The organism is Streptomyces sp. CB01373 (assembly GCF_002803075.1).
Classification (GTDB): domain Bacteria; phylum Actinomycetota; class Actinomycetes; order Streptomycetales; family Streptomycetaceae; genus Streptomyces.
The window spans coordinates 23912-36326 of record NZ_NNBK01000018.1 but is presented as its reverse complement, the minus strand read 5'-3'; the positions used below and the strand labels follow the sequence as shown (position 1 = coordinate 36326).

The following is a 12415-nucleotide window of genomic DNA, read 5'->3' as shown; positions in this document are numbered from 1 at the left end:
ATGTACGAGGTGGTGCGCGGGGGCGGACTGACGTCCGGGGTCGCGTTCATGCTCGACCAGTGCCACAACATCGAGGCGAAGATCCCGGCGATCATCCGGTCGGTGATGAACGTCCAGGAGGCCACGGCAAAGGCCCTGTTGACGGACCGCGAGGCGCTGGCCGCCGCGCAGGTCTCTGGGGACGTGCTGGAGGCCAACGCGGTGTTGATGGACGCGTACAACACGGATGTCCGGCCGTTGCTGCGTGAGGTGCGGGAGGAGATGGGGCTGGATCCCGATCCGCTCGCGGCGTACCGCCGGTCGGGGTGGGCGGAGAAGATCGCCGCCGAGCGGGTCGGCGGTCAACAGGCGGGGTGGGGAGCTTAGTTCCGGGAAGCGCCCATGCCCTTTCGCGTACTTCCCTCCCCCCTCCCCCGCACGCCCCTCTCCTGAAGGGAACCCCATGCCACTTCACCCTGAAGCCTCCGCCCTTCTGTCCCGGTCCCACCGGCTGGGTGCCGATCCGCGCAACACCAACTACGCGGGCGGCAACGCGTCCGCGAAGGGCGTCGGCACCGATCCCGTCACCGGCGACGACGTCGAGCTGATGTGGGTGAAGGGCTCCGGAGGCGACCTCGGGACACTCACCGAGGCCGGCCTCGCCGTGCTGCGGCTGGACCGGCTGAGGGCGCTCGCCGGTGTCTACCCCGGTGTCGAGCGCGAGGACGAGATGGTCGCCGCGTTCGACTACTGCCTGCACGGCAAGGGGGGAGCGGCGCCCTCCATCGACACCGCCATGCACGGGCTGGTCGGCGCCCCGCACGTGGACCATCTGCACCCCGACTCCGGTATCGCGCTCGCCTGCGCCGCCGACGGGGAGAAGCTGACCGCCGAGTGCTTCGGGGACCGTGTGGTGTGGGTGCCCTGGCGGCGGCCCGGATTCCAGCTCGGGCTGGACATCGCCGCGGTCAGGGAGGCCCATCCGCAGGCGATCGGCTGCGTGCTCGGCGGGCACGGGATCACCGCGTGGGGCGCGGACTCCGAGGAGTGCGAGCGCAACTCGCTGCACATCATCCGCGCCGCCGAGGCCTTCCTCGCCGAACGCGGGAGGCCCGAGCCGTTCGGGGCGGTCGTCGAGGGGTACGAGGCGCTGCCCGAGAGTGAGCGGCGGAAGCGGGCCGCGGCCGTCGCGCCGTACGTGCGCGCGATCGCCTCCCAGGACAGGGCGCAGGTCGGGCACTTCAGCGACGCTCCCGTGGTACTGGACTTCCTCTCCCGTGCCGGGCATCCGCGGCTCGCCGCGCTCGGCACCTCCTGCCCCGACCACTTCCTGCGGACCAAGGTCCGGCCGCTCGTGCTCGACCTGCCGCCGACGGCTCCGCCGGAGCAGGCGATCGCCCGGCTGAAGGAGCTGCACGCCGAGTACCGCGAGCAGTACACCGCCTACTACCGAAGGCACGCCCGGCCCGACTCCCCCGCGATGCGCGGCGCGGACCCGGCGATCGTTCTCGTGCCGGGCGTCGGCATGTTCTCCTTCGGCAAGGACAAGCAGACGGCCCGGGTGGCCGGCGAGTTCTACGTCAACGCGATCAACGTCATGCGGGGCGCGGAGGCCGTGTCGACGTACTCGCCGATCGAGGAGTCGGAGAAGTTCCGCATCGAGTACTGGGAGCTGGAGGAGGCCAAGCTCCGGCGGATGCCCGCGCCGAAGCCGCTCGCGGCACGCGTCGCGCTCGTCACCGGCGCGGGCAGCGGCATCGGCAGGGCCATCGCGCGACGGCTCGCCGACGAGGGCGCGTGCGTCGTCGTCGCCGATATGAACGGCCGGAGCGCCGCCGCCGTCGCCGGGGAACTCGGCGGGCCCGACAAGGCGGTCGCCGTTCCGGTGGACGTGACGGACGAGGAGCAGATCGCGGATGCCTTCGAGGCCGCCCTGCTCGCCTTCGGCGGGGTGGACCTGGTCGTCAACAACGCCGGCATCTCGATCTCCAAGCCGCTGCTGGAGACCTCGGCCGAGGACTGGGACCGCCAGCACGCCATCATGGCGCGCGGGTCGTTCCTGGTCTCGCGGGAGGCGGCGCGGGTGATGATCGCCCAGGGGCTGGGCGGAGACATCGTCTACATCGCTTCCAAGAACGCCGTGTTCGCCGGGCCCCACAACATCGCCTACTCGGCCACCAAGGCCGACCAGGCGCATCAGGTACGGCTGCTGGCAGCCGAGTTGGGCGAACACGGGATCCGGGTCAACGGGGTCAACCCGGACGGAGTCGTCCGCGGCTCCGGGATCTTCGCGGGCGGCTGGGGCGCGCAACGGGCCGCCGTGTACGGAGTGCCGGAGGACAAGCTCGGCGAGTTCTACGCCGGGCGGACGCTGCTGAAGCGGGAGGTGCTGCCCGAGCACGTGGCGAACGCCGTCTTCGCGCTGACCGGCGGGGAGCTGACCCACACCACGGGGCTGCACGTCCCCGTCGACGCCGGTGTCGCGGCCGCCTTCCTGCGATGAGCCCGGACGTGAGGGCGTACGCCGCCGTCGACCTCGGCGCGTCCAGCGGCCGGGTCATGGTCGGGCGGGTCGGCCACGACCGGCTGGCGCTGACCGAGGCGCACCGCTTCCCCAACCGGCCGGCACGGCTTCCCGAGGGGCTGCGCTGGGACGTGCTCGCCCTGTACGCCGGAGTGCTCGACGGGCTGAGGGCGGCGGGGCGGGTGGATTCCGTCGGCATCGACGGCTGGGCCGTGGACTACGGACTGCTCGACGCGGACGGCGCCCTGCTCGGCAACCCCGTCCACTACCGCGACGCGCGCACCGAGGGCGTGGCGCGGAAGGTGTGGGCGACGGTGCCGGCCGCCGAGCTGTACGCGGCGACCGGCATCCAGTACGCGCCCTTCAACACGCTGTACCAACTGGCGGCCTCCCGCTCCTCTCCCCAACTCTCCTCCGCGCGGCGCCTGTTGTTGATCCCCGACCTGCTGGCGTACTGGCTCACGGGCGAGCAGGGCACCGAACTCACCAACGCCTCGACCACCCAGCTCGTCGACCCGCGCACGCACGACTGGTCGTACGAGGTCGCGGCCCGGCTGGGTGTCGACCTGGACCTGTTCGCGCCGCTGCGCCGCCCCGGGGATCCGGCGGGTGTGCTGCGGCCCGAGGTGCTGCGGGAGACCGGGCTGCGCGGGCCGGTGCCGGTGACGACCGTCGCCTCGCACGACACGGCGTCCGCGGTGGCCGCCGTGCCCGCCTCCGGGGAACGGTTCGCGTACATCTGCACGGGCACCTGGTCGCTGGCCGGTCTGGAGCTGGACGCTCCGGTGCTCACCGAGGACAGCCGCGCCGCCAACTTCACCAACGAGCTGGGGCTCGACGGAACGGTCCGCTACCTGCGCAACATCATGGGGCTGTGGCTGCTCCAGGAGTGCCTGCGGGCCTGGGGCGACCCGGACCTGGACGAGCTGCTGCGGGAGGCCGCCGAGGTGCCCGCGCTCCGGTCGGTCATCGACGCGGGCGACACGGCCTTCCTCGCGCCGGACCGGATGCCGGAGCGGATCGCGGCGGCCTGCGAGGCCTCGGGCCAGCCGGTGCCCGGCTCCCGCGCCGAGATCACCCGCTGCGTCCTCGACTCCCTCGCCCTCGCCCACCGCAGGGCGGTCGCGGAGGCCGAGCGGCTCGCCGACCACCCCGTCGACGTCGTGCACCTCGTGGGCGGGGGCGCCCGCAACGCCCTGCTGTGCGGACTGACCGCGGACGCCTGCGGGCTGCCCGTGGTCGCCGGGCCGGCCGAGGCGGCGGCCCTCGGCAACGTCCTGGTGCAGGCCCGCGCGCACGGGCTCGTCGGCGACCGGGCCGGAATGCGGGCCCTGCTCGCCCGGACGCAGCCGCTCGTGCGGTACGAGCCGGGCGGCGACGCGGCGGCCTGGCGCGCGGCCGAGGCCCGGCTCACCGCCGTCACCCCGTGAGCCGTCGCCCCATGAGCCGGTGCCTCGCCGGGCCGGGGGCTCGCGGTCTCCGCCACGCCGGAGGCCGGGATCTCCCGCCGGACCCCGCGCCCGATTGCTCCGCCACTACGCTGAGCGCGTGTGGGCGGTGCCCCCGACACCCGTCCGACGACCGACGACGAGGAGCCGCGATGCGTGTCGCTCTGTTCCTGACCTGCGTCAACGACACGCTCTATCCGGACACCGGGCGCGCGACGGTGAAGCTCCTGACCAGGCTGGGTGTCGAGGTGGACTTCCCGATGGCCCAGACCTGCTGCGGGCAGGCGCACTACAACACCGGCTACCGGCACGAGGCCGAGCCGCTGGCCCGGCGCTTCGCGGAGGTCTTCCGGGACTACGAGGCGATCGTGACACCGTCCGGTTCCTGCGGCGCGATGGTGCGGGAGCTGTATCCGCGCATGGGCGCCCGCGCACGGACTGAGGGGCGCGGCGACGGGCTCGCGGCCACCCTGGCCCCGGTGGTGCCGAGGACGTACGAGCTGACCGAGTTCCTGGTGGACGTGCTGGGGGTGACGGACGTGGGCGCGTACTACCCGCACACGGTGACCTATCACCCGACCTGCCACGGGCTGCGCGGTCTGGGCCTGGGCGACCGTCCGCTGCGGCTGCTGCGGGCGGTGAAGGGGCTGGAGCTGGTGGAGCTGCCCGGGGCCGAGGAGTGCTGCGGTTTCGGCGGCACCTTCGCGGTGAAGAACCCCGATGTCTCGGCGGCGATGGGCGCGGACAAGGTGCGCAACGCCGAGTCGACGGGCGCGGAGGTGCTGTGCGCGGGCGACAACTCGTGCCTGATGCACCTCGGCGGCACGATGGCCCGCCTCGGGACGCGGATGCGGCCGGTGCACATCGCGGAGATCCTGGCCGGCACGGAGGAGGAGGCCGCGGCATGAGCGCGACGTTCCTGGGCATGCCCGGCTCCCCGGTGTTCCCGCCCTTTCCCCGGGCCGCGCACGACGCCGTGCGCGACACCACCCTGCGCGGCAATCTGCGCCACGCCACGCACACCATCCGCGCCAAGCGGGCCGCGGCCGTGGCGGAGATGCCGGACTGGGCGGCGCTGCGGGCGGCGGGGCGGCAGATCAAGGACCACACCCTGCGCCATCTGGACCGGTATCTGGTGCGGGTGGAGGAGGCGGTCACCGCCGCGGGCGGCACCGTCCACTGGGCCGCCGACGCCGAGGAGGCCAACCGGATCGTGGCCTCGCTGGTCAAGGCGACGGGCGAGCGCGAGGTCGTCAAGGTCAAGTCGATGGCCACCCAGGAGATCGGCCTCAACGAGGCACTCGAGGCGGAGGGCATCCGGGCCTACGAGACCGATCTCGCCGAGCTGATCGTGCAGCTGGGCCACGACCGGCCCTCCCACATCCTGGTGCCCGCGATCCACCGCAACCGCGGCGAGATCCGGGACATCTTCCGCTCCGAGATGGGCGAGTGGGGCCGCCCGGCCCCCGAGGGGCTGACGGACGCGCCCGCCGAACTCGCCGAGGCCGCCCGGCTGCACCTGCGGGAGAAGTTCCTGCGGGCCAAGGTCGGCATCTCCGGCGCCAACTTCGTCGTCGCCGAGACGGGCACGCTGGTCGTGGTCGAGTCCGAGGGCAACGGGCGGATGTGCCTGACCCTGCCCGAGACGCTGATCTCGGTCGTCGGCATCGAGAAGATCGTCCCCACCTGGCGCGACCTGGAAGTCTTCCTCCAGACACTCCCCCGCTCCTCGACGGCCGAGCGGATGAACCCGTACACGTCCATGTGGACCGGCACCACCGACGGCGACGGGCCGGAGACCTTCCATCTGGTGCTGCTGGACAACGGCCGCACCGACACCCTCGCCGACGAGGTCGGCCGCCAGGCCCTGCGGTGCATCCGCTGCTCGGCGTGCCTGAACGTCTGCCCGGTCTACGAGCGGGCCGGCGGGCACGCGTACGGCTCGGTCTACCCGGGCCCGATCGGCGCCATCCTCAGCCCCCAACTACGTGGCACCACGAGCGAGATCGACGCCTCCCTGCCGTACGCGTCGTCGCTGTGCGGCGCCTGCTACGAGGTGTGCCCGGTCGCCATCGACATCCCCGAGGTGCTGGTCCACCTGCGCGAACGCGTCGTCGAGGGTGGCCCGGTGACGCGGGCGGGCAACAAGGTGCTCCTCAAGCCGGCCAAGGGGCACGCCGCCGAGCGCGCGGCGATGCGCGCGGCCCGCTGGGCCCTGACCCGCCCCGGCGCCCTGCGCGGCGGGCAGCGGCTCGCGTCCCGCACCCGCCGCTTCCACCCCCGCGCCCTGCCCGGCCCCGGCCGGGCCTGGACCGGGACCCGTGATCTGCCGCCGGTGCCGGTGGAACCGTTCCGCGACTGGTGGCAGCGCACGCACGAGGGCAGGGAGGCAGCGAAGTGAACAGCCGGGACCGGATCCTGGGCCGGGTACGGCGCGCCCTCGCGGACGTACCGCCGGACGACGTGCCGTACGAGCGGGCGGTGTCCCGCGACTATCTGCGGCAGCACGGCGAGCGCGGCACCGATGAGACGGTGGACCTGCTCGCCGAGAACCTGGCCGACTACCGGGCGATCGTGCACCGCTGCGACGCCGACGCGCTGCCCCGGCTGATCGCCCACCTGCTCGGCGAGCGGGGCTCGAAGACCGTCCTCGTGCCGCCCGGGCTCGAAGAGGACTGGCCGGCCGTCGTCGGGGTCACCCGGGTCACGGACCGGCCGGACGCCACCGCGCGTGAACTCGACCGGGTCGACAGCGTCGTCACCGGCTGCGCGCTCGCCGTCGCCGAGACCGGCACCCTCGTCCTGGACGGCTCCCCCGACCAGGGCCGCCGCCGGATCACACTCGTCCCCGACCACCACATCTGCGTGGTGCGCGTCCCGGACCAGGTCGTGTCCTCCGTGCCGCAGGCACTGGACCGGCTCGACCCGACCCGCCCGCTGACCTGGATCTCCGGCCCTTCCGCCACCAGCGACATCGAACTGGACCGGGTGGAGGGCGTACACGGGCCGCGCACCCTGGAGGTGGTGCTGGTGAGCGGGAAGTGACTACCTCCCGCCCGGCTTCGCGTACTGCCGTGCCATGACGCCCGCGAAGTCGTACAGCACGACCTGCTCGTCGCCCACGACCCAGGCGTCGTGTCCCGCCGAGCAGACGAAGACGTCGCCGGGCCCCACCTCGGCCTCTCCGCCGTCGTCCATGGCCAGACGCATACGGCCCTGGACGACATAGCAGTCGTGGTGGACCAGGCAGCTTCGCGTCCCGGTGATCGGGCCGACCGACTCGGACCAGCGCCAGCCCGGTTCGAACGTGGCCACGGCGAAGTCGAGTCCCGTGAGGTGGACGGCTTCGAGGTGCCCCCGTGGGAAGTCACGCCGCTCGTCCGGCTTCTCGACCGTCTTCACTTCCAGCATGACGGTGATCTCCCTTCCGGCCGTGATGCCTGCGACCGGGGCCGGCCTCCGTCCCCACGCACACGCACACGCCACCGGCGGGGACCGAGCCCCTCGCTCTCATCGTCTCCCTGGGGACGGACTCCCGCCATTCAACCTCCAAGGGCCGGCCGGCGCCCGGACGGTTCCGGCCACCGGTGCCCCAACATGCCCGGGCGGGGCCGGAGTTCAGTCGGTGCCGTGGTTGCGGCGGATTCTGCTCGCCACCTCGTTCTGCTCGGTTTCCCACCAGGGACGGACGCGTACGGGAGCGGATGCCGGGGCCTGCTCGCCGGGTGAGCGGGGCGGGACGGCGACGCGGACGAGTTCCTGGTCGAGGCGGCGGTCGAGGGCGGCGTTCTGGACGCGTTCGGCGCGCGCCCACTGCGCCAGGATCGCCAGGATGAAGGGGAGCGCGACCAGTTCGGCGATGCTGAGCATCGCGCCGCCGCCGATCTGCTGGTCGTGGTGGACGTCGGTGGCCCAGGCGGGCGCGTGCTGCTGGTACCAGGCACCCGCGATCAGTGTTCCGTGGGTCATCACCACGACTCCCGGCACCGCGTCGACGATGCCGTCCAGGAACACCAGCGCGGCCCGCACGGGATGCGTGCACCAGGACGGCAGCGCCTGCTCGTGGGTGAGCATCGGGACGACGAACAGGCAGCCCGCGACGAGCAGATGGAGGTACATCAGCTCGTGCAGCCAGCCGACGCGCAGCGCGGTGGCGAAGTACGGCGTGAAGTAGACGACGAGCTCGGTGGCGAGTACGAGGGCCGTGCTGACCAGGGGAAAGGTGAGCAGGCGCACCACCCGGCCGGTCATCGCCCGCCGGACCCGCTCCGCCCTGTCCTCCGGCAGCGCCTCCACCGCGAGCCGCAGCGGGTCGCCGAGGGCCAGGCCGAGGGGCGCGACCAGGTCGAGCAGGATGTTCTGCACGGCGGCGGGCCAGAACAGGACGTGGTCGTACACGGCCAGCGCCGACATCGTGGCCACCACCAGCGTGCCCAGTCCGAGCAGCGCGAAGGCGGCGGTACGGGCGGGCGACCAGCTCCGGCCCTGCCGCCGCAGCCGCAGCACGCCCCAGCCGTACAGTCCGCCCAGGACGGCCACCACGACCAGCGCCGGGACGTCGGCCTGCCACGAGGACAGCAGCCGGCCGAGCGTCGGCTCGGCGAGCTGCCCGGCCGACAGTTCGGTCACCGCGTCAGGAATCATGCGCATCCTTCTCCATTCGCCCACAGGGGACGAGTCGGTTCATGTCCCCAGCGGACGGTAGCGGCCGGCGGCCGCGGCCGGGGCGGCGGGGTGCGGGTGTCCGGCGCGTCGCGCTCGCGGGGCGCGGCGCCCACGGAAACGGCCGGTCAGCGAGGCGGACCGGCCGGGAGCCGGGGCCCCGAGGACCCCCCAGGGCCGAGGGCAGTGCACCCGCGGGTATCCTCGCGTTCCTGTCGGCAGCAACTTCTCACGGATTCCTCACCGCGGCCTTACCGGTACGACGGCTTCGGACGTCCGCGCGAAACGGTCAAAATCGCCCTGAACAACGAAGATCTCCCGGATGGAAACCTGTCCGTAACCGCAAAGTTCCTGACAACTACGCGCGTTGAATCTAGGCTTCCGCCAGCTGCCCCCACTTTCCCCCGTCCCACCCAGGAAGGCACCATGTCGCCTACCCACTCCCGCCGCCCGGCTCCCCGAAGAGTCGTCGTCGCGGCTCTCGCCGCGGCCGCCACGCTGGCCACCGCCGGCGCCCTCATCGCGGCGAACCCCGCGCAGGCCGGGCCCGACGCCAACTCGGCCCCGCTGAAGGACCTCCAGCTCCTCGCCATCAACGACTTCCACGGCAACCTGGAGCCGCCGGCCGGCTCCTCCGGCCGGGTCACCGAGCGGCAGGCCGACGGCACCACGAAGGACATCGACGCCGGCGGCGTGGAGTACCTGGCGAGCAGCCTGCGCACCGCGCGCAAGGGCCACGACCGGTCGCTGACCGTCGCCGCCGGCGACATCGTCGGCGCCAGCCCGCTGCTGTCCGGCCTCTTCCACGACGAGCCGACCGTCGAGGCGATGAACAAGCTCGGCCTCGACGTCACGGGCGTGGGCAACCACGAGTTCGACGAGGGCAAGGACGAGCTGCTCCGCCTCCAGAACGGCGGCTGCCACCCGGTCGACGGCTGCTACGCCAAGGGGCGCAAGTTCGCGGGTGCCGACTACCCGATCCTGTCGGCCAACGTGATCAACGAGAAGACCGGCAAGCCGCTTCTCAAGCCGTACGTCGTCCAGAACGTCAAGGGCGCGAAGGTCGGCTTCATCGGCGTCACCCTCAAGGGCACCCCGGACGTCGTCACGGCCGCGGGCGTCAAGGGACTGAAGTTCCTCGACGAGGCCGAGACGATCAACAAGTACACCAAGGAACTCCAGCAGCAGGGCATCCACGCGATCGTCGCGCTCGTCCACGAGGGCGGGTTCCCGGCTTCCTCGGCGTACAACTACGACTGCGACGCGGGCGGCGGCACCGGTCTGAGCGGTCCGATCGTGGACATCGCCAAGAAGGTCGCGCCGGAGGTCGACGCCCTCGTCACCGGCCACACCCACAACGCGTACGTCTGCTCCATCCCGGACCCGGCGGGCCACCCGCGCCTGGTGACCAGCGCCGCCTCCTACGGCCGGCTCTTCACCGAGCTGAACATGAAGTACGACCCGCGCACCGACGACATCGTCCGCGCCACGGTCAAGGGCTCCAACCGCGTCGTCGACCGGACCCAGTCCAAGGCGGCCGACCTGACGCAGCTGCTCGACTACTGGCAGACCCTGGCCGCGCCGGTCGCCAACAAGCCGATCGGCTACATCACCAAGGACATCACCCGCAACGGCGCCGTCGAGTCGCCGCTGGGCGACCTGATCGCGGACGCGCAGCTCGCGCACGCCAAGTCCCTGGACAGCCGCGCCGCCGTGGCGCTGATGAACCCGGGCGGCATCCGCGCCGACCTGGTCTACGCCGCCTCCGGCAACGAGGGCGACGGCGTCGTGACCTTCGGTGAGGGCTTCGCGGTGCAGCCCTTCAGCAACACGGTCAACCTCAAGGACCTGACCGGCGCGCAGCTGGTCACCGTGCTGAAGCAGCAGGTCAGCGGCAGCAACGCCGCCGCCCCCAAGTACCTGCAGATCTCCAGCAGCCTCACCTACACCCTGGACCTGACCAAGACGGGCGCCGACCGCGTCGTCGAGGACTCCATCCGGGTGGACGGCAAGCCGGTCGACCCCAACGCCACCTACCGCGTCGCCATGAACTCCTTCCTGGCCGACGGCGGTGACGGCTTCACCGAGTTCGCCAAGGGCACCGACCAGCTTGTCGGCAGCGACGACCTGGCCGCCCTGGTCGACTACCTGACGGCGAACACCTCGGCCGCCGCGCCGTACACGCCGACGGCCGCCAACCGCGTCACCGTCGTCAAGTAACCACCGTCGCACCGACGACACTCCGAGCAATCGGACGAGGGCGGGCCCTGAGGGCCCGCCCTCACGCTTGCCCGCAGACAGCACGTACGCCTCGGCCGGCCCGGGCCGGGGCCGGGGTGGGCCGCCGGGTGGGCCGCCGGGTGGGATCTGGGGCCGAAGGGCCCCCTGGCGGGCCCGAGCGGCCCGTGGCGGCGCGGGGCGTACGAGGCCAGGCTGGAGACAGCAGCGCGGCGGCAGGACGTTCCCCTCCACCGCGGTCCTGGCCGGAAGCAGGTGCCGTGGCCGGTGCCGGTGCGTCACGCGGTACGCGGTACGCGGTACGCGGTCGGTATCGGCCGCGCCGGGGGGGAGCCGCCGCGCCGCACGACGCGCTCGCCGACCGAGCGAGTCGGCAGGAACGAGAGGAGCCGGAGCGATGACCTCCACCACCACCCGGGCCGCGGCCCTTCCGGCCGAGCACCGTGCGCGGCTCATGCGGCTCGCCCGCGAGACCTCCTTCGACCTGGGCTCCCGGCTGTTCCACGAGGGCCGCCAGGCCGACCGGTTCTGGATCATCCGGACCGGCACCGTCGCCCTGGACCTGCACGTCCCGGGCCGCAGCGCCGCCGTCATCGAGACCCTGGGCCACGGCGAACTCGTCGGCTGGTCCTGGCACTTCACGCCCCACGTGTGGCAGCTCGGCGCCGAGGCCACCAGCCCGGTGCGGGCGTACGAGTTCGACGCCGAGGCCGTACGCGAGCTGTGCCGGGAGGATCCCGAGTTCGGCCGCGCCGTCGCCGTCTGGGTCGGCGCCGTGGTCGCCCACCGGCTGCACTCGGCCCGTATCCGGCTGCTCGACCTGTACGCCCCCTACGGCAGCGGCGACAGGTGAACCGGCCGCGACCGCACCGACGTCCCGAGGAGGACACCGTGCACGGCAGCCCGCACATCGTGAGCGACGTCATGACGCACACGGTCGTGACCGTGGGACGTGACGCCCCGTTCAAGGAGATCGTCGGCCTCATGGCGCAGTGGAAGGTCAGCGCCCTCCCGGTGCTGGAGGGCGAAGGACGCGTGATCGGTGTCGTGTCCGAGGCCGACCTGCTGCCCAAGGAGGAGTTCCGCGACAGCGACCCCGACCGGTTCACCCAGCTCCGCCGGCTGCCCGACCTGGCCAAGGCGGGCGCGGTGACGGCCGGGGAGCTGATGACCTCCCCGGCGGTCACCGTCCACTCCGACGCCACCCTCGCCGAGGCCGCGCGCATCATGGGAAGGCACCGGGTCAAGCGGCTGCCCGTCGTCACCGGCGAGGGACTGCTGGAGGGCATGGTCAGCCGGGGCGACCTGCTGAAGGTCTTCATGCGGTCGGACGACGACCTGGCCGAGGAGATCCGCCGGGAGATCGTCTCCCACCTCTTCCCCGCCCCGCTCGAACCCGTCCACGTCGGCGTCGTCGACGGCGTGGTCACGCTCACCGGCCGGATCCGGGACGCCTCGCTGGTGCCCGTGGCCGCCCGCCTGGTACGGGCCGTGGAGGGCGTCGTCGACGTCGAGTGCGATCTCGCGAGCGGCCCGGCGGTGACCGGACCGCGCTGAACGCCGG

At 72.8% G+C, this 12415-nt stretch carries 10 protein-coding genes and 1 pseudogene; 9 read left to right on the top strand and 2 right to left on the bottom strand.

Annotated features, from left to right (window positions below; genetic code table 11):
* From CG719_RS36750 to CG719_RS27170, 6 genes and pseudogenes are all read left to right on the top strand, one after another.
* Positions 1–366: pseudogene (locus tag CG719_RS36750) on the top strand (L-rhamnose isomerase); the annotation flags it as partial.
* Between the two features lie 76 nt (positions 367–442).
* Positions 443–2482 carry a bifunctional aldolase/short-chain dehydrogenase gene (locus tag CG719_RS27190; RefSeq protein WP_100571338.1) on the top strand — a complete coding sequence of 680 codons (2040 nt, stop codon included), beginning with the start codon at positions 443–445 and terminating at the stop codon, positions 2480–2482.
* Positions 2483–2490: 8 nt separating this feature from the next.
* Positions 2491–3933, top strand: a complete 1443-nt coding sequence (locus CG719_RS27185; protein WP_100571337.1) for a rhamnulokinase — start codon at positions 2491–2493, stop codon at positions 3931–3933.
* Positions 3934–4103: 170 nt separating this feature from the next.
* Complete coding sequence (locus CG719_RS27180; protein ID WP_100571336.1) at positions 4104–4859, top strand: (Fe-S)-binding protein; 756 nt, start codon at positions 4104–4106, stop codon at positions 4857–4859.
* Positions 4856–6352 (top strand): LutB/LldF family L-lactate oxidation iron-sulfur protein, encoded by a 1497-nt coding sequence (locus CG719_RS27175; RefSeq protein ID WP_100571335.1) that lies wholly within the window; start codon positions 4856–4858, stop codon positions 6350–6352. The genes CG719_RS27180 and CG719_RS27175 overlap by 4 nt, the downstream gene beginning before the upstream one ends.
* Positions 6349–6996 carry a LutC/YkgG family protein gene (locus CG719_RS27170; protein ID WP_100571334.1) on the top strand — a complete coding sequence of 216 codons (648 nt, stop codon included), beginning with the start codon at positions 6349–6351 and terminating at the stop codon, positions 6994–6996. Before CG719_RS27175 ends, CG719_RS27170 begins: the two co-directional genes overlap by 4 nt.
* Here CG719_RS27170 and CG719_RS27165 read toward each other — a convergent pair whose 3' ends face one another.
* Positions 6997–7362 carry a cupin domain-containing protein gene (locus CG719_RS27165; protein WP_100571333.1) on the bottom strand — a complete coding sequence of 122 codons (366 nt, stop codon included), beginning with the start codon at positions 7360–7362 and terminating at the stop codon, positions 6997–6999.
* Positions 7363–7569: 207 nt separating this feature from the next.
* On the bottom strand, positions 7570–8601 hold the full coding sequence (locus tag CG719_RS27160) for a cytochrome c oxidase assembly protein (RefSeq protein ID WP_100571332.1): 1032 nt from the start codon (positions 8599–8601) through the stop codon (positions 7570–7572).
* Between the two features lie 438 nt (positions 8602–9039).
* Between CG719_RS27160 and CG719_RS27155 the strand changes: the two genes are divergently transcribed.
* The 3 genes from CG719_RS27155 (at position 9040) to CG719_RS27145 (ending at position 12408) form a co-directional block, all read left to right on the top strand.
* Positions 9040–10833, top strand: coding sequence for a bifunctional metallophosphatase/5'-nucleotidase (locus tag CG719_RS27155; RefSeq protein ID WP_100571331.1), 1794 nt, complete (start codon positions 9040–9042; stop codon positions 10831–10833).
* 415 nt (positions 10834–11248) lie between these two features.
* Positions 11249–11704: a cyclic nucleotide-binding domain-containing protein gene (locus tag CG719_RS27150; RefSeq protein ID WP_100571330.1), complete on the top strand. Its 456-nt coding sequence runs from the start codon at positions 11249–11251 to the stop codon at positions 11702–11704.
* Between the two features lie 38 nt (positions 11705–11742).
* Positions 11743–12408: a CBS domain-containing protein gene (locus CG719_RS27145; RefSeq protein ID WP_234375781.1), complete on the top strand. Its 666-nt coding sequence runs from the start codon at positions 11743–11745 to the stop codon at positions 12406–12408.
* The last annotated feature ends 7 nt before the right edge of the window (positions 12409–12415 follow it).

What these genes read in the sequence shown, in the direction of transcription:
- CG719_RS27190 (WP_100571338.1), top strand. Translation starts at nt 443, where the DNA reads ATGCCACTTCACCCTGAAGCCTCCGCCCTTCTGTCCCGGTCCCACCGG.
- CG719_RS27180 (WP_100571336.1), top strand. Translation starts at nt 4,104, where the DNA reads ATGCGTGTCGCTCTGTTCCTGACCTGCGTCAACGACACGCTCTATCCG.
- CG719_RS27175 (WP_100571335.1), top strand. Translation starts at nt 4,856, where the DNA reads ATGAGCGCGACGTTCCTGGGCATGCCCGGCTCCCCGGTGTTCCCGCCC.
- CG719_RS27165 (WP_100571333.1), bottom strand. Translation starts at nt 7,362, where the DNA reads ATGCTGGAAGTGAAGACGGTCGAGAAGCCGGACGAGCGGCGTGACTTC.
- CG719_RS27160 (WP_100571332.1), bottom strand. Translation starts at nt 8,601, where the DNA reads ATGCGCATGATTCCTGACGCGGTGACCGAACTGTCGGCCGGGCAGCTC.
- CG719_RS27155 (WP_100571331.1), top strand. Translation starts at nt 9,040, where the DNA reads ATGTCGCCTACCCACTCCCGCCGCCCGGCTCCCCGAAGAGTCGTCGTC.
- CG719_RS27150 (WP_100571330.1), top strand. Translation starts at nt 11,249, where the DNA reads ATGACCTCCACCACCACCCGGGCCGCGGCCCTTCCGGCCGAGCACCGT.